Source organism: Pannonibacter sp. XCT-53 (assembly GCF_009915765.1).
Taxonomy (GTDB): Bacteria; Pseudomonadota; Alphaproteobacteria; order Rhizobiales; family Stappiaceae; genus Pannonibacter; species Pannonibacter tanglangensis.
Genome location: NZ_JAABLQ010000001.1, coordinates 427,154 through 443,160 on the forward strand (window position 1 = coordinate 427,154; position 16,007 = coordinate 443,160).

Sequence of the window (16,007 nt, forward strand, 5' to 3'; positions counted from 1 at the left end):
AAAGTACATCCGTAAAAATTCTCATACTCCTTTACGGAAAGTAAGGCACCTTCACCTAAAACAGGGGAGAGGATGCGCCAGGTTCGCCTGCGCCCGCCCCATGCCGTATCCGACGGCTGGCGCTGGCGTGGCCGACCGACGGCGGGGTGCGGGAGCATTGGATGGAATTGCGCATGCCACAGCTGACCTTTCCGAAGGCCAAGCGCCTTCGGGTGGTAATGACCGGCATCGGCGGCTTTCTTGTGCTGCTGATCGGCATCGTCGGCTTTGTCAGCACCCAGCAGATCTTTTCCGTTGCGGCAGGCATCCGCCTCATCAACGAACGCACCGGTCCGCTTTACACGGATGCGCTCCGGGCGTCGGCGGCCATGCAGCAGATCAACTCGATTGCCCGCAACCTGATCGACGAGTGTTTCCATCGCACCGGCAGCGAGGTGGAGCGGGCGGCCTTTGCGTTGCGCAATGCCGACTTTTCCGACATCGAGGCCTTCCGCAGGCACGCACAGCGGGTGCAGCTCGAAGAGCTGGGCCGCAGCCTGCAGATGGCCAAGGCAGAGCTGCAGGGCGTGCACCGCGAAATCCTCGCCGTTTGCGAGGACTATCAGGTGAACCGCGAGGCGCGCGTGGGCATCGAGCAGCGCATCGAGTTCAGCCTGACGCGGTTCGAGGTGTCGATCAACGCCCTGATGGAACAGAGCAGCCACACCATTGCCGGCGAGCTGGACACGGCCGAGCGCGCGTTTCGCAGCGTGACCGGCATGGAAAACGAGCTGGCGCGGCTGGGCACCATCCTGGTGGGCGACTGGCCGCTGCTGCGCGGAGCCTATGACCTCCGCCTGCAGGCCCGCAAGCTCCGCGACAGCCTCCTCGGTGATTCCTATCCCCAGAGCACTGCCGGCGTGACCCCGGTCGTGGAGGAGCAACTCGAGGCCCTGACCGCCCTGCGCCGCGAGCTGCGCAACGTGTCACCCTGGCTGGAAAGCCGGGGCATGGGGGCCCGGGTGCGCCACATCCAGAGCATTCTTGGCGCCATTTCCACCGATCTGACCGATGTGCATGGCCTGCGGGAAAACCTGCTGCAGGGGGCGCAGATCGACACGCGCATGCAGTCGACGGCGCGTCAGCTGCGCCTCAGCGAGTATCGTCTGACCAAGATCCTGCAGAAGCTTGCGATCTGGGCCAAGCTCCAGAACCAGGCCTCGACGGAAGAGATCACCCGCAAGATCGACCACAGCGTTCCGGCCATTCTTGGCGCTGTCAGCTTCGCCGCGCTGGCCTGCATCGGGGCGGTGCTGGCCTTCAGCCTGCTGGTCACCCGGCCGATCGAGCACCTGACGGCGCATGTGCGCCGGCTCCGGGCGGAAGGGCGCTCCGAGAGCGAGCTGCCCCAGTCGCTGCTGACCCGGCCGGACGAGATCGGATCGCTGGCCACATCCTTCGACGGGTTGATGCGGACCCTCGACCAGGCGCGTCTCGACCTGCTGGCGGCCTCACGCGTCGAGGTGCAGCAGCAGTTCGACCGCCTGACATCGGCTGTCGAGAGCATTCCGCAGGGCGTCCTGCTGACGGGGCCGGACGAGCGCATCATTCTGGCGAACGACAATTTCCGCGAGCTGTTTGGCCTCTCGGTCGCCGATGTCCGGCCGGGCACGTCGCTGCAGCAGGTCATCGACCGCTGCCGCGAGAACGGCGCCGTCGTGCTGGCCGATGACACCGAGCGTGGCGCAGGCGTGACGCCGCATTTCTTCCTCAGCAGCCAGCGCATCGTCAGCATGAAGGGCGAGCGCACGATCGTCGTCACCACCGCGCTGACCCCCGAGGGCGGCACGGTGGCCGTGCATGAGGATGTGACCGAGCGCAAGCGGCAGGAAGAACGCATTGCCTATCTTGCCCATCACGACGCCTTGACCGGTCTGCCGAACCGGGTGCTGTTCCGCGACCAGATCGGCGAGGCGCTGGCCCACTGCCTTGCATCGGGCGACCCGTCGGCGCTGCTCTATCTCGACCTCGACCAGTTCAAGACGGTCAACGACACGCTCGGGCATCCGATCGGGGACCGCCTGCTCGTGGCCGTCGCCGAGCGGCTGCGTCAGGCCCTGGGCGAGCGCGACCATGTGGCCCGGCTGGGCGGAGACGAATTCGCCATCCTGCTGGCCGGCCGCACGGACGGGCACCGGGCAGCCGAGATCGCCGACCAGATCATCGCCGCCATCGGCCAGCCGTTCGACATTGGCGGCCAGTTCATCTTCATCGGCGTGTCGATCGGCATCGCGATCGCCCCTGCGGACGGCGAGGATGCGGACCTGCTGATGAAGCACGCCGACATGGCGCTCTACCGGGCCAAGCAGGACGGGCGCAACATCCACCGCTTCTTCGAGCCGTCGATGGATTCGGCGATCAAGGCGCGGCGCGAGCTGGAAATCGACCTGCGCCAGGCGCTGGCCAACGACGAGTTCCGCCTGCATTTCCAGCCTCTGTTCAATCTGCAGGACGGCCAGATCGAAGGTTTCGAGGCGCTGCTGCGCTGGCCGCACCCCCGCCACGGCAACGTGTCGCCGGCCGAGTTCATCCCGGTGGCCGAGGAGACCGGTCTCATCAGTGCCATCGGCACCTGGGTGCTGCGCCATGCCTGCCAGGAGGCGGCCCGGTGGCCGAAGGACACGCGCGTAGCGGTCAACGTCTCGCCCGTGCAGTTCCGCACCCGCACGCTGGTGCTGGATGTGATTGCCGCGCTGGGCGCATCGGGGCTCAGCCCGAACCGCCTGGAGATCGAGATCACGGAGGGCGTGCTCCTGCACGACACCGACGCGACCCTGTCGATCCTCGCGGATCTGCAGCGGCTCGGCGTGCGCATCGCCATGGATGACTTCGGCACGGGCTATTCGTCGCTGAGCTACCTGCGCAAGTTCCGCTTCGACAAGGTGAAGATCGACCGGGCCTTCATCCAGGACATCCACAAGGGTCAGGACAAGCTGGCCGTGGTGCGGGCAGTGACCGGCCTGTGCACCAGCCTCGGCATTGCCACCACGGCGGAGGGGGTCGAGAGCGAGGAACAGCTCCTTGCGCTCAAGGCCGAGGGCTGCACCCAGGCGCAAGGCTTCTACACCGGCCGACCGATGCCGGCCGAACAGGCGCTGGCGCTCCTGCATCAGCAGGAGGTCATGGGCATGAGCGTGCAGTCCTTTGGCGCACCGTCGGCGGTTTCGGCCTGAGACGTGACGGCCTCACCCTTGCGCGCCGGGCCAGCCCGCGGACGTCAGCTGCGGATGTCGGCCTGGCGATAGCCCTGGAAATAGAGCAGGGCGGTCAGGTCGCCGTGGTCGACGCGGGCGTCTGCCTCGGCTGCGACCTTCGGCTTGGCGCGATAGGCAACCCCGAGACCGGCCCGGGCGATCATCGCCAGGTCGTTGGCGCCATCGCCGACGGCCAGCGTGTCGTCAAAGGACAGGCCGCGATCGGCCACGAGCTGTTCCAGCCGCTCGCGCTTGGCCTCGCGCCCCAGGATCGGCTCGCGCACCAGACCGGCAAGGCGGTCGCCTGAAACTTCCAGGATGTTCGCCCGGTTCTCGTCGAAGCCGATGCGCTCCGCCACGGGGCCGGTGAAGAGGGTGAACCCGCCCGACACGAGGGCGCAGTAGGCGCCGTTGGCACGCATCGTCCCGACCAGTTCGCGCGCACCCGGCGTCAGGGTGATGCGGGTGTCGAGGACGCGGGCCACGGCGTCAAGCGGCAGATCCTTCAGGAGCGCCACCCGTTCGCGCAGGGCCGGCTCGAACTCCAGTTCGCCGCGCATGGCGCGCTCGGTGATCTCGGCCACATGCTCCTTCAGCCCGACTTCCGCCGCCAGCTCGTCGATGCACTCCTGACCGATCATGGTCGAATCCATGTCGGCGATGAGCAGGCGCTTGCGCCGACCGGCGCGCGGCTGCACATAGACATCCACCGGGCGATCGGCGACAAGGCTGCGCAGCAGGCTGTCGGCCTCGGCAGCTGCCAGCCCGTCGCCGAGGGCGATGTCGACGGCAATTCCGGTGGCCAGGGTCTCGACCGGTGCGGCGCTGCGGACCAGCCCGGCGGCCCGGGTGGCCAGATCGGCATCCAGGGCAGGATCGGCCGGATTGGAAACGAGCGTGGCAACCAGGGACATGGACGGACCTTTCGGCAGATGAGCAATGCGGATGCAACAGGCGCGATCCTGATAGCCGGGCCAACCGCCAGCGGCAAGTCCGCGCTTGCCGTGGCCCTGGCCGAGCGGCTGGGGGGGCTCGTCATCAATGCCGATTCGATGCAGCTCTACCGCGAGCTGAGGCTCGTCTCCGCCCGTCCGGGGCCGGAGGACGAGGCGCGCGCGCCGCACCGGCTCTATGGCGTGCTGCCGGCTGCCGAGGCCTTCTCCACCGGGGCCTGGCTCGGGCTCGTCGCCGCTGCCCTCGATGCGGCGCGGGCGTCCGGACTGCGACCGATCCTCGTCGGGGGAACGGGCCTCTATTTCCGCGCCCTGACGGAGGGGTTTGCGGAGGTGCCCGCGATCCCGGCCGAGATCCGCACCCGCTGCCGCAGTCTGGCCGAGGACCAGGGCCTTGAGGCTGTCCGCAGCGCTCTCGCCCCGCTTGACCCGGACGCGGCCGGCCGTCTGCAGGACCTGCAACGCCTGACGCGCGCGCTGGAGGTGGTCCTGGCCACGGGCCGCACGCTCGCTGCCTGGCAGGCGGAGCGGCCGGGGGCCCCGCTGCTGCCGCAAGATCGCGTGCGGACGGTCGTGCTCGCGCCGCCGCGTGCCTGGCTGCATGCGCGCATCGCCCGGCGGGCGGAACTGATGCTCTCAGAGGAGGGGATCGCCGAGGTGCGCGACCTGCTGGCGCTCGGGTTGCCGGCGACGCTGCCGGCGATGCGGGCAATCGGCGTCAAGGAAATCGGCGGACTGCTGGCGGGAGCAATCGACCGGGCAGAGGCCGAGCGGCAGCTTGTGGTTGCAACGCGCCAGTACGCGAAGCGCCAGGAGACGTTCTTCCGCGGCCAGCTGGCGGCCTGGCCGCGGCTCGATCCGTCGGGTGTTTCGGAAAATGCGCTTCTGGATCAAGTCCTTGCGGGGCCTCGCGGCTAACGCGATCCGCTCGCCTGCCTGTCGATTCCCTGTTTTGGTCCCCTCGTCGCCCTTGTATCCGCACAATTTCTGGCTATCTCCCTCGCGGCGTCACAGCCAGTCACTCACCGTGCAAGACAGGAGACAAGGGCATGCTGGAAACCGTTCTCGCGACCCGGTCCCTCCGGGCCGTGGCCTTCACTCCCGATGATCTTCCCGCTCTCATCGCCCTGCATGGCGACCCGGAGGTCAACCGCCATCTGGATGGCGAGGCCGCTGCCTGGGACCCCGTGCGCCTGGCCGGGCGTCTGGTGGATTATGTCACCGGCGTTGCCCTGCAGGGCTTCGGCATGTGGAAGATCCTGACCCGGGACGGCGACCTCGTCGGCCGGGCCGGGTTCGAGCCGTTCGACGACACCTCGGAGATCGCGATGGAGATCGTGCTCGCGCGCGGGCACTGGGGGCGGGGATTCGGGCGCGAACTGGCTCCGGCGCTTGTGCGCTGGTTCTTCGACAACACCTCCTACACCCACCTGATCAGCTTCGCGCGGCCCGAGCACCTGACGGCGCAGCGCGTGCTGCAGGCGGCCGGCATGGACTTCCGCGAAAGGCGCAGCGTGCGGGGGCGACCGCAGGATGTGTTCCAGGCCCTGAGCCCCGCGCTTGACCGGCTGGTTGCCAACGGCAGCCCGCATTACCCGTGCAGGCTGCGGCTGTCCTCCGGCGCCTCGGCCCTGTCGGTCAGGCCGTAGTCGCGGATCACGCTGGCCACGCGCAGGCGGTAGCCGGCGAACATCATCTCGCGGCCGACTGACTGCGCAGTCCGGTGCCTTGCCAGCCGGCGCCAGGCCGCCAGCGCCTCCTCGTCCCGCCAGAAGGACAGGGAGACGAACTTGCCCGGCGTCGTCACGCTCTCGAAGCGCTCGACCGAAATGAACCCGTCGATCGTCAGCAGGTCGGCCTTCAGCGCGCCGGCCAGATCGAAATAGGCGGCCACGTGCTCGGCATGCGGTTCGACTTCAAAGATCACGGCAATCACGGCTGGCTCCCGGCTGGCTGCGGCTGGTCATACGATCCGCAGGCGGCAGCAAAGATCAACGGAAATCCGCGGGCGACACACAAGGCAAAAGGCCGGGGGCATGTGCCCCCGGGCCCTAGCCCAAATTGTTCAACTGTCTCCCAGTGCCAACCTTTAGTCGTCATTCCGGACGAAGTGAGCGCAGCGAACGGAAGATCCGGAATCCAGCGTGACAGTGCGAGCGTTAGCGAGCTCTACACCAATCCAGAACCAACGGTTGACACTCAACCGATCTTGACGCGCTTCGCGCGGCTGATGTCTGGATTCCGGCTCGGCGCTTCGCTTGCGCTCAGCTGGGCCGGAATGACGGCCAGACGGTGTCAGTCAAACAAAAGGCCGGGGGCATGTGCCCCCGGCCCCTGATTGTCACACCGTGCCCGCTGCCGGCTCAGCCGGCCATCAGCGCGCCCGGATTGGCCGACTGCTGGCGCAGGCTCAGCTTGTTCATGGCCGCGACATAGGCGCGGGCGGAGGCGACCAGCGTGTCGGTGTCGGCGCCCTTGCCGGTGGCAATGCGGCCATTGGCCTCGAGCCGGACAGAGACTTCCGCCTGGGCGTCGGTTCCCTCGGTCACGGCATGGACCTGGTAGAGCGACAGGGTTGCCGTGTGCGGGCAGATGGCGCGGATGGCCTTGAACGTCGCGTCGACCGGTCCGTCGCCGGTCGCCTCGCGGGTCTCGTGGCGGCCGTTGATGTCCATCGTCAGGATGGCCTTCTGCGGGCCGCCGGTGCCGGCGATCACGGTCAGCGCAATCACCTTGGCGCCTTCGCCGGCCGTGGCGATCTCGTCCTCGACCAGGGCCTCGATGTCCTCGTCGTAGACGTTCTTCTTGCGGTCGGCCAGATCCTTGAAGCGGCGGAAGGCATCTTCCAGCGCGTTCTGCCCGAGCTCGTAGCCCAGCTCCTTCAGCTTGTCCTTGAAGGCGTGGCGGCCGGAGTGCTTGCCCATGACGAGCGAGGTGGACTTCACGCCGACATCCTCGGGGCGCATGATCTCGTAGGTCTCGGCGTTCTTCAGCATGCCGTCCTGATGGATGCCGCTTTCATGCGCGAAGGCGTTCTTGCCGACGATGGCCTTGTTGTACTGCACGGGGAAGCCGGAGACCGCCGACACGAGCTTGGACGCGCGGGTGAGCATCCTGGGCGCGACCGCGCAGGTGTAGGGCAGCACGTCGGCGCGGGTGCGGAGCGCCATCACGATCTCCTCCAGCGCCGCGTTGCCGGCGCGTTCACCGAGGCCGTTGATGGTGCACTCGATCTGGCGCGCACCGCCGGCCACACCGGCCAGCGAGTTGGCGACGGCCAGACCCAGGTCGTCATGGCAATGCACCGAGAAGATCGCCTTGTCGGCATCCGGCACCCGGTTGCGGATTTCCATGAACATCGCCTTGTACTCGTCCGGCGTGGCGTAGCCGACGGTATCGGGCAGGTTGATCGTGGTCGCACCGGCCTTGATCGCGGCCTCGACCGTGCGGCAGAGATACTCGATCGGCGTGCGGGTGGCGTCCATGGCCGACCATTCCACGTCGTCGATCAGGTTGCGCGCGCGGGCGACCGTGTCGGCGATGATGGCCAGAACCTCGTCCTCGCTCTTGTTCATCTGGTACTTCAGATGGATCGGCGAGGTGGAAACGAAGGTATGGATGCGGCCGCGCTCGGCGTGGCGCACGGCCTCGCCGCAGCGGTCGATGTCGGCATGGATGGCGCGGGCGAGGCCGGCGATCACGGCCTTCTTCGAGCGCTTGGCAATCTCGCGCACCGACTCGAAGTCCCCGTTGGAGGCAATCGGGAACCCGGCCTCGATGATGTCGACGCCCATGTCGTCGAGCAGTTCGGCCACCTGCAGCTTTTCTTCCAGCGTCATCGACGCGCCCGGCGACTGCTCGCCGTCGCGCAGGGTGGTGTCGAAAATGAATACCTTGTCCTTCGAGCTGGCCTGTTCTGCCGGGCTGGTCGCGGTCATGGGTGGTCTTCCTTCCCTTCAGTCCCGCCGGCCCTGGTCGCAATCTTCCCCATCGGGGCATCGGGCGGGAGCGGTCTTCAATCCTTGGGTGAGTTCGCTATCCCCTGAGAGCCCGCCCGTGCAAGGGCCTGCCGACGCTCAGGGGCATCTAAGCAGAAGCAGCTGGCCGATCAGGAGGGTGCGCGCGGAAAGGCCACCGCGGATGTCCGCAGTGCGGGAAGCTTCGATCATGTCGCGTGCGGCGATCATGCGGGCTTGCGGCCTTTTCTTCGGGAGCCGGGGCAACTGTGGCCGACCGGACCCCCTGGGGAGAGGGGCCAGCCGAGGGCGGCTGGCGCGCGTTCTGGGCAAATTCTGTAACGGAAGGGGCGGGGGCGCGCAAGAAGAAATGCCCGCCCGCCCGGTCAGCCGTTCAGAGGAACAGCTCGCCCCGCGCAATCAGGGTCGCCTGGCCGCCGATGCGCACCGCATGCAGCGAGCCGGCCTCGATGTCGATCTCCAGGTCGATCAGCGAAGGCCTGCCCATGTCGAACCCCTGTTCGATGCGCAGGAAATGCGTGCCGTTGGTCGGCCGGTCGAAGTGATGCACCACGCCGGCGAAGGCTGCGGCGGCCGAGCCCGTCGCCGGGTCCTCGTGCACGCCGAGGTCGGGGGCGAACATCCGCGCGTGGAAGGCGCTGTCCTGCGAGCGGGTCTGGCGGGTGTAGATGTAGGCGCTGCGCGTCTTGGCCGGGCCGAAGGCATCGGACCAGAGCGAGACGACCGGCGAGACGCGGGACAGGACACTCATGTCGGCCACCGGCACGAACAGGAACGGAACGCCGGCGTCATAGAGGCAGGGCTTGTGGTTCTCGAAGCCGATCTCGGAGGGAATGAGCCCGAGGGCTGCGGCGATCGCCTCCTTCTCCTGCGCCGGCACGCCCGGCTGCGGCAGCTTCGGCACGTCGAACTCGGCAAAGCCGGCGGCGTTTTCCTTCAGCGTCACGCCGCAGCGGACGGTGCCGATGGCCTCTTCCAGCACGACCACCGCATTCTGCTCGCCGCGGATCTCGCCGAACCGTTCCATGGCCAGGAAGATCGCGGTGCCGACCGTCGGATGACCGGCAAAGGGCAGCTCGCGCGCGGGCGTGAAGATGCGCACATGGGCCGAGTGGGCGGGGCCGCGCGCAGGCAGCAGGAACACGGTCTCCGACAGGTTGAATTCGCGCGCGATGGCCTGCATCTGCGCCGTGTCGAGCCCTTCCGCATCCTGCACCACGGCGAGGGGATTGCCCGCCAGGGCCTTGTTGGTGAACACGTCGAGCACGGCGTAGCGGCGTCCCATCGGCAGTCTCTCCCGGATGCGTGTCAGAGGCGGCGCTGGATCGGGCGGCGAACCAGCGCGACAGGCGCGGACTTTTGCATGGTTTGCGCGGCTCCACCAGTCCGCCCTGTGCGGAAGTGGTTAGCAAATCCTTGCAGGTGCCGGGGGCGTGCCGTGGTGCGTGTCGGGGGCGCGTGCCAGGATGCGCGCCAGGGTGCGCGTCAGGGTGCATGCCGGGGCGCTGGCGGGCGGATCACCCGATGAGGTGGCGGGCAATGAGCCGGGCGAAGGCCGGCACCTGGGCGGCCGGCAGGTCGCTTGCCCGCTCCAGGATCAGCACATCCGCCAGTTCCTCCTCGGGCGTCTGCCGGGAATGGGCGAGCATCCGGGCGCGCAGGCGCGTCGCGTCCGCGGCAAACCGCAGTTCGCGGGCGACCGACAGGCGCGGGCCGTCGCGCACGGCAAACAGGGCGCCCGGTTCGGCCTCATCGATGCAAAGGCCGGTCTCCTCCAGGAGCTCGCGGGCGATCGAGCCTTCCAGATCGACCGTGCCGTCCGGTCTGAGGTCTCCCGGATCGAGGCTGCCGCCCGGGGGGTAGATCAGCCCGTGGTTGGCGGTCTTCGGCCCCATGACGCCGAAGAGCAGCTCGCCGCCCGCTGCCCGGACGACGGCCGAGCCGAAGACATTGGCGCCGTTCCGGTCCGGGCAGCCCCAGTCGCGCCAGGCGATGAAACTGGCGAAGGCGATCTCGACACAGCTGCCTGACAGCAGCCCCTCCGGCGTCAGCGCCAGATCGGTGGCCTGCAGCATGCGGCCGTTCCACATGTGCGGGTTGCGTGCGACTGCGGCGCGCCAGTGGGCCGCGATGGCGGCTTCATTGTCCGTCTCGAAGCTCCAGCGGCCGGCGGGATCGAAGGTCAGCGCCAGTCCGCTCAGCGGCAGGACGGGGTCTGCCAGCGTGCGCTGCATCAGCGGGATGCGCAGGGTCGGGATCATCGTGCTGGCGCGGTCGCCAAGGATCCCGAAGCCGAGGCGGCGGTAGAAGCCGACCGCATTGGCATCGCTTTCCAGCCGCAAGTGGGCGAGGCCGGCAGACCGGGCGTGATCCTCCAGCGCGGCCAGAAGCAGCCGGCCGAGCCCGAGCCCCTGGGCCTCCGGAGCGACGAAGAGGTAGTCGACAAAGAGGTGATCCTCCCGCGCCTCGCCCGTGGCAAAGGCCACCGGCCGGCCATCCAGCTCGGCAACGATCACCGTCTGCGACGTCAGCGTCGCCGGGGTCACCCGGTTGTTGGCCCTGAAACCGGCCATCTCCGGCTCCGGATAGCCCCAGGAGCCCTTCGACCGGTGCAGGATATCGGTCAGGACGGCAGCATCGGCGATGCGCCCGGGGCGCAGGCGAGGAGCAACAGGCATGTCGGCAAGGTCCAGTCTGGCAGGCCGGCGGGAGGCAGACCCTTGCTATCCCCGAAAGGAGAGGGCGGCAAGGGTCTCAGTCATCTCGGCCTGTCATCCGCCGGATGTCCTTGATGAGGCAGTAGAGGACAAACGGCGCGCTTTCGAACGGGACGAAGCCGAAAGCGGTGTAGAACGCGCGGGCGGGTTCGTCCTTGGCTTGAACCACCACAGCGCGAATGCCCGCGATGTCGGCAGCGCGCAGTGTTCTGAGAAGCGCATCCTTGAGCAGGCCGGAGCCGAGACGCTGCCCTTGCCAGCGGCGGTCGATTGCGAGGCGCGCCAGCAACATGATCGGGACCGGATGCCGTGGCAGCCCTTTACGCAGGCGGTCTGGCGCGGCTGCGGTCTCGATCTGCCCGACAGCAAGGCTGTAGAAGCCCACGACACTGCCGTTCATCAGGGCGAGATAGGTTTGCGCGCTGCCAGCTGACTGATTGCCCAACGCATGGTTCTGGAGAAAGCCATTCAGCGCCGCCGAGCCGCAATCGAAGCTGCCAAGATCGTGCAGGGCAGTCAGTTTCTCGATTGTGGGCTTGTTCGGGCTCGCCATGCCTCAGTCGAAGACACTTGGGGACGTCAGAAGCTGTTCGAGCCGGTCGTCGCGCCGAGGCGGGCCATCCAGGGCCACGAGAAAGGCGGTCCAATCCGCGTCGTTCAGCTGAATGAGGCGGCGATCCAGCAGCGTCGCCTCCGCTTCGGCGAGGGCGCTGTCGAGGACAAACTCCGACATGCTCTTGTGACGCAGTTCGGCCGCCTCCCGCAGGAGCCGCTTGGCTTCCGGCGAGAGGCGCATTTCCAGCTTCTCTGTCCTTGCGGGCGATGACATCAGCCAAACCTTTGCGGGCGCATAATTCTTGCCTGTTAGACTAGCTTATCGTCCTGACGATGTCATGACCGGATTTTTGTCCCAACCCCTCACCCCTTGATAAACGTCCCGTTGCGCAGTTCGGTGACGGCCTGGATGAGTTCCTCGCGGGTGTTCATGACGATGGGGCCGTGCCAGGCGATGGGTTCGCGGATGGGGGCGCCGGAGACGAGGAGGAAACGCATGCCCTGTTCGCCGGCCTGCACGACGACCTCGTCGCCGGCGCCGAAGATCACCAGCGTGCGGTCGCCGGTCTCGTCGCGGATATAGAGTTCCTCGTTGTCGAGTTCCTTTTCCGTCAGCACGCCGAAGGGCCTGGAGGCGTCCGCGAACTTGCCGGCGCCCTCGAAGATGTAGGCGAAGGCCTGGCGGCGGGTGTCGACGGGCAGGCGCTTGGCGCGGCCGGGCGGAATGGTGATGTCGAGATACTGCGGCTCGGCGGCGATGCCGTCGACCGGGCCGCGCCTGCCCCAGAACTCGCCACAGATCACGCGGACGATGGTGCCGTCGTCGTCGAGGATCACGGGGATGTCCTTTGCCGTCACGTCCTGGTAGCGCGGTGCGGTCATCTTCAGCTGCGAGGGCAGGTTGGCCCAGAGCTGGAAGCCATGCATGCGGCCGCGCGCATCGCCCTTCGGCATTTCCTGATGCAGGATGCCGCGCCCGGCGGTCATCCACTGCACGTCGCCGGCGCCAAGGCTGCCCGTGTTGCCGAGGCTGTCGGTGTGGTCGACGGTACCGGCCAGGACATAGGTGATGGTCTCGATGCCCCGGTGCGGGTGCCAGGGAAAGCCGGCGGCATAGTCGCGCGGGTTGTCATTGCGGAAATCGTCCATCATCAGGAACGGATCGGTCAGCTCCGGATCCTGGAAGCCGAAGACACGGTCGAGGCGCACGCCGGCGCCCTCGAGGGTCGGGGTGGTGCCGCTGATCTGGCGCACGGGACGGATGGACATGGGACATCTCCCTTCAGGTCTGGTGTTGCCCTCAAGGTAGTGCGCTTTTGCGCCGGCTCAAACGGCCGCCGGCCTGACCGCAGTGTTCACCCTGCGGAAACGGAGTTTCGGTGGCTTTCGGCCCCTTTTCTCGTCCGACGGGCTTTTCCGGGCAGCGGATCCCACTATGATCCGGCCGATCCTGCCCCCGTGGCGGCGGCCCTCTGCGGGCCCTGTCGCGGCGGCTCCCTCGGACCGGCCCGCCGCCGGAGAGGCCGTCCGGGCTCCTGCCGTCCGTGATGCCGTCCCCCCGGCCGTCCGGTCCTGACAGACCCCGCCTGACCCGGCCCGCAACGGGAGTGCGCCCATGCAACCTGACCCGACCCTGCCGTCTGCCGCCAAGGCCGGCCCACGCGCCGGCTTCGAGACACTCGCCGAAGCCGGGGCCGGAACGGCTCCCGAGGCTGCGCTCGAGATCGACGGCATTTCCAAGACCTACGACACCGGCTTCACCGCGCTGCGCTCGGTCAGTCTCACCATCCGGCGCGGCGAGCTCTTCGCCCTGCTCGGGCCGAACGGGGCCGGCAAGACCACGCTGATCTCGATCATCTGCGGCCTGGTGCGGGCCTCCTCCGGCACGGTGCGCGTGCACGGTCACCACTGGACGCAGGACTACCGGGCCGCGCGCCGGCTGATCGGCCTCGTCCCGCAGGAGCTGACCACGGAGTCCTTCGAGACCGTCTGGGCGACCGTCACCTTCAGCCGCGGCCTGTTCGGCCTGCCGAAGGATCCGGCGCGCATCGAGCAGATTCTGAAGGACCTGTCGCTGTGGGAGAAGCGCAACGCGCGCATCATGACCCTGTCGGGCGGCATGAAGCGGCGCGTGCTGATCGCCAAGGCGCTGGCGCACGAGCCCAAGGTGCTGTTCCTCGACGAGCCGACTGCCGGCGTGGACGTGGAGCTGCGGCGCGACATGTGGGACGTGGTGCGCCGGCTGAAGGCGTCGGGCGTCACCATCATCCTGACCACCCATTACATCGAGGAGGCCGAGGAAATGGCCGACCGGGTCGGGGTGATCACCCGGGGCGAGATCATCCTGGTGGAAGAGAAACAGGCGCTGATGCGCAAGCTCGGGCGCAAGCAGCTCGTGCTGCATCTGGTCGAGCCGCTCGCCCGGGTGCCGGAGAGCCTGGCCGGCTATGACCTCAGCCTCGGCGAGGGGGGCGGGGAACTGACCTACACCTACGACAGCCAGGGCGAGCGCGGCGGCATCACCGCGCTGATGAGCGACCTGCGCGCCGCCGGCGTGCAGTTCCGCGACCTGCAGACCCGGCAGGATTCGCTGGAAAAGATCTTCGTCAACCTGGTGAGGCAATCCCAATGAATCTCTTCGCGATCCGCGCCATCTACATGTTCGAGATGGCCCGAACCTGGCGGACGCTGTTCCAGAGCATCGTCTCTCCGGTCATCTCCACCTCGCTCTACTTTGTGGTCTTCGGCGCGGCGATCGGCTCGCGCATTGCCGAGGTTGACGGCGTCAGCTACGGCGCCTTCATCGTGCCCGGGCTGATCATGCTGTCGCTGCTCACCCAGAGCCTCTCGAACGCCTCCTTCGGCATCTTCTTCCCCCGCTTCACGGGCACCATCTTCGAGGTGCTGTCCTCGCCGGTCTCGTATTTCGAGATCGTGGTGGGCTATGTGGGGGCGGCGGCCACCAAGGCGATGCTGGTCGGCGTCATCATCCTGCTGACCGCCACGCTCTTCGTCGACCTGCGGATCGAGCACCCGATGTGGATGGTGCTGTTCTTTGTCCTGACCGCCGTCACCTTCTCGCTCTTCGGCTTCATCATCGGCATCTGGGCGCGCAACTTCGAGCAGCTGCAATTCGTGCCGCTGCTCATTGTCACGCCGCTGACCTTCCTCGGCGGGTCGTTCTACTCCATCCGCATGCTGCCGGAGTTCTGGCAGACGGTGACGCTGTTCAATCCGGTGGTCTATCTGGTCTCCGGCTTCCGCTGGAGTTTCTACGGCCAGGCGGATGTCAGCGTCGGCCTCAGCCTTGCCATGACCGTCCTGTTTCTGGCCGTCAGCCTCGGCGTGGTTGCCTGGATCTTCAAGACCGGCTATCGCCTGAAGTCCTGAAACCCCTTCGATCCGCGGAGTTCGCGCGTGCCTGCCCTCACCGTCATGAGGCTGAAAAAGCCTGTTCTCGGCCTCCTGATGGTGGCTGCCCTGGCCACTGGCCTGGCCGGGTGCCAGAGCAGCGGCACGTCCCGCGCGGCGATGGCCGGGGCGAGCGCGGCAGGCACGGCCGCCGGCGGGCCCGGCGCCGGAGCCCCGGCGCTTGCCGCCGCCGCGCAACCGGCCGCGGCCCTGCCCAGCCTGACGGTCTCCTATGCGCCGGCAGCCGCAGAACAGCGCGGCAAGTCCGTGCTGGTGCTGGACGGCTCGGGCCGGGAGATCGACAGTTTCAACGCCGATGCCCCCCGGTACCCGGCCTCGCTGACCAAGATGATGACGCTTTACCTGCTGTTCGAGGCGATCGAGCGGGGCGAGCTGTCGCTGGCGAGCGAGATCCCGGTCTCGGCCCGCGCTGCCTCGCGGCCGCCGGCCCGGATCGGCGTGCCGGCCGGAACGACGGTGCGTGTCGAGGATGCGGTGCAGGCGCTGGCGGTGCGCTCCGCCAATGACATGGCCGTGGCTGTCGCCGAGGCGGTCGCCGGATCCGAGGATGCGTTTGCCGCGCGCATGACGGCGAAGGCCCAGGCCCTGGGCATGAGCCGCACGCGGTTCGTCAACGCCTCCGGCCTCAGTGACACGCGCCAGGTGACGACCGCGCGCGACATCGCCCGGCTCGCCGGCGCGCTGCGCAGCCGCTTCCCGCAGTATCTGCCCTATTTCGGCCGGACCTCCTTCAGCTTCCAGGGCCGCGTCTTCGAGGCGACCAACAAGCTGCTTGGCCGGGTTGAGGGCGTCGACGGGCTGAAGACCGGCTATCTCTCCATGTCCGGCTACAATCTTGTCGCCACCGCCAGCCGCGGCGGGCGCCAGGTCATGGTCGTCGTCCTCGGCGGAACCACCGAAGCCGCCCGCGACCGCGAGGTCACGGAGCTGATCGAACGCTATTACGCCGGCGGCGTCTGACATCGCCGCGCGACCGGTGACAGCCCCGCGCGACCGGCGCGGTGCCACGCGCAGCACCGGCCAGGCCCTGCCTGCGCTGCGCCTACCGGCCTGCGCCCAGCCGAGGGGCAACGGGCCCGGGCCAGACCCCGGGCGGTCAACCGCGCGCGCCGTTCACCAACCCGAGGTACCGGCCCGAGT

14 protein-coding genes are annotated in these 16,007 nt (G+C 68.0%); 6 read left to right on the forward strand and 8 right to left on the reverse strand.

The window, feature by feature from the left end:
* Nucleotides 1–173 precede the first annotated feature (173 nt).
* Nucleotides 174–3,212 carry an EAL domain-containing protein gene (locus GWI72_RS02010; protein WP_161675283.1) on the forward strand — a complete coding sequence of 1,013 codons (3,039 nt, stop codon included), beginning with the start codon at nucleotides 174–176 and terminating at the stop codon, nucleotides 3,210–3,212.
* 44 nt (nucleotides 3,213–3,256) lie between these two features.
* Here GWI72_RS02010 and serB read toward each other — a convergent pair whose 3' ends face one another.
* Entirely contained in the window at nucleotides 3,257–4,147 is an 891-nt protein-coding gene (gene serB / locus GWI72_RS02015) for a phosphoserine phosphatase SerB (RefSeq protein WP_161675285.1), read from the reverse strand.
* 18 nt (nucleotides 4,148–4,165) lie between these two features.
* Between serB and miaA the strand changes: the two genes are divergently transcribed.
* Entirely contained in the window at nucleotides 4,166–5,104 is a 939-nt protein-coding gene (gene miaA / locus GWI72_RS02020) for a tRNA (adenosine(37)-N6)-dimethylallyltransferase MiaA (RefSeq protein WP_161707742.1), read from the forward strand.
* 131 nt (nucleotides 5,105–5,235) lie between these two features.
* Complete coding sequence (locus GWI72_RS02025) at nucleotides 5,236–5,835, forward strand: GNAT family N-acetyltransferase (protein ID WP_161675289.1); 600 nt, start codon at nucleotides 5,236–5,238, stop codon at nucleotides 5,833–5,835.
* On the opposite strand, the gene GWI72_RS02030 is transcribed toward GWI72_RS02025, so the two are convergent.
* The 7 genes from GWI72_RS02030 to GWI72_RS02060 all read right to left on the reverse strand — a co-directional run bounded on the left by GWI72_RS02030 (nucleotide 5,778) and on the right by GWI72_RS02060 (nucleotide 12,704).
* Entirely contained in the window at nucleotides 5,778–6,122 is a 345-nt protein-coding gene (locus GWI72_RS02030; RefSeq protein WP_161675291.1) for an antibiotic biosynthesis monooxygenase, read from the reverse strand. The genes GWI72_RS02025 and GWI72_RS02030 overlap by 58 nt on opposite strands.
* Nucleotides 6,123–6,549: 427 nt before the next feature.
* A complete protein-coding gene (locus GWI72_RS02035; RefSeq protein ID WP_161675293.1) occupies nucleotides 6,550–8,124 on the reverse strand; it encodes a 2-isopropylmalate synthase in 1,575 nt (524 codons plus the stop codon).
* A 412-nt stretch (nucleotides 8,125–8,536) separates the two neighbouring features.
* Entirely contained in the window at nucleotides 8,537–9,448 is a 912-nt protein-coding gene (locus GWI72_RS02040; RefSeq protein WP_161675295.1) for a PhzF family phenazine biosynthesis protein, read from the reverse strand.
* Between the two features lie 232 nt (nucleotides 9,449–9,680).
* Nucleotides 9,681–10,841, reverse strand: a complete 1,161-nt coding sequence (locus tag GWI72_RS02045) for a GNAT family N-acetyltransferase (protein ID WP_161707743.1) — start codon at nucleotides 10,839–10,841, stop codon at nucleotides 9,681–9,683.
* 76 nt (nucleotides 10,842–10,917) lie between these two features.
* Nucleotides 10,918–11,433 (reverse strand): GNAT family N-acetyltransferase, encoded by a 516-nt coding sequence (locus GWI72_RS02050; RefSeq protein ID WP_161707744.1) that lies wholly within the window; start codon nucleotides 11,431–11,433, stop codon nucleotides 10,918–10,920.
* A 3-nt stretch (nucleotides 11,434–11,436) separates the two neighbouring features.
* Complete coding sequence (locus GWI72_RS02055; protein WP_244314187.1) at nucleotides 11,437–11,676, reverse strand: type II toxin-antitoxin system TacA family antitoxin; 240 nt, start codon at nucleotides 11,674–11,676, stop codon at nucleotides 11,437–11,439.
* A 122-nt stretch (nucleotides 11,677–11,798) separates the two neighbouring features.
* Nucleotides 11,799–12,704, reverse strand: coding sequence for a pirin family protein (locus GWI72_RS02060; RefSeq protein ID WP_161675299.1), 906 nt, complete (start codon nucleotides 12,702–12,704; stop codon nucleotides 11,799–11,801).
* 346 nt (nucleotides 12,705–13,050) lie between these two features.
* Between GWI72_RS02060 and GWI72_RS02065 the strand changes: the two genes are divergently transcribed.
* The 3 genes from GWI72_RS02065 to GWI72_RS02075 are packed head-to-tail and all read left to right on the forward strand — an operon-like array spanning nucleotide 13,051 to nucleotide 15,827.
* On the forward strand, nucleotides 13,051–14,067 hold the full coding sequence (locus GWI72_RS02065) for an ABC transporter ATP-binding protein (RefSeq protein WP_161675301.1): 1,017 nt from the start codon (nucleotides 13,051–13,053) through the stop codon (nucleotides 14,065–14,067).
* A complete protein-coding gene (locus GWI72_RS02070; protein ID WP_161675303.1) occupies nucleotides 14,064–14,825 on the forward strand; it encodes an ABC transporter permease in 762 nt (253 codons plus the stop codon). The genes GWI72_RS02065 and GWI72_RS02070 overlap by 4 nt, the downstream gene beginning before the upstream one ends.
* Nucleotides 14,826–14,852: 27 nt before the next feature.
* Nucleotides 14,853–15,827 carry a D-alanyl-D-alanine carboxypeptidase family protein gene (locus GWI72_RS02075; RefSeq protein ID WP_348272631.1) on the forward strand — a complete coding sequence of 325 codons (975 nt, stop codon included), beginning with the start codon at nucleotides 14,853–14,855 and terminating at the stop codon, nucleotides 15,825–15,827.
* The last annotated feature ends 180 nt before the right edge of the window (nucleotides 15,828–16,007 follow it).

Excerpts from the sequence above, each read along its gene's own strand:
- GWI72_RS02010 (WP_161675283.1), top strand. The coding sequence starts at position 174 with ATGCCACAGCTGACCTTTCCGAAGGCCAAGCGCCTTCGGGTGGTAATG.
- serB (WP_161675285.1), bottom strand. The coding sequence starts at position 4,147 with ATGTCCCTGGTTGCCACGCTCGTTTCCAATCCGGCCGATCCTGCCCTG.
- miaA (WP_161707742.1), top strand. The coding sequence starts at position 4,166 with ATGAGCAATGCGGATGCAACAGGCGCGATCCTGATAGCCGGGCCAACC.
- GWI72_RS02025 (WP_161675289.1), top strand. The coding sequence starts at position 5,236 with ATGCTGGAAACCGTTCTCGCGACCCGGTCCCTCCGGGCCGTGGCCTTC.
- GWI72_RS02035 (WP_161675293.1), bottom strand. The coding sequence starts at position 8,124 with ATGACCGCGACCAGCCCGGCAGAACAGGCCAGCTCGAAGGACAAGGTA.
- GWI72_RS02040 (WP_161675295.1), bottom strand. The coding sequence starts at position 9,448 with ATGGGACGCCGCTACGCCGTGCTCGACGTGTTCACCAACAAGGCCCTG.
- GWI72_RS02045 (WP_161707743.1), bottom strand. The coding sequence starts at position 10,841 with ATGCCTGTTGCTCCTCGCCTGCGCCCCGGGCGCATCGCCGATGCTGCC.
- GWI72_RS02050 (WP_161707744.1), bottom strand. The coding sequence starts at position 11,433 with ATGGCGAGCCCGAACAAGCCCACAATCGAGAAACTGACTGCCCTGCAC.
- GWI72_RS02055 (WP_244314187.1), bottom strand. The coding sequence starts at position 11,676 with ATGCGCCTCTCGCCGGAAGCCAAGCGGCTCCTGCGGGAGGCGGCCGAA.
- GWI72_RS02060 (WP_161675299.1), bottom strand. The coding sequence starts at position 12,704 with ATGTCCATCCGTCCCGTGCGCCAGATCAGCGGCACCACCCCGACCCTC.
- GWI72_RS02065 (WP_161675301.1), top strand. The coding sequence starts at position 13,051 with ATGCAACCTGACCCGACCCTGCCGTCTGCCGCCAAGGCCGGCCCACGC.
- GWI72_RS02070 (WP_161675303.1), top strand. The coding sequence starts at position 14,064 with ATGAATCTCTTCGCGATCCGCGCCATCTACATGTTCGAGATGGCCCGA.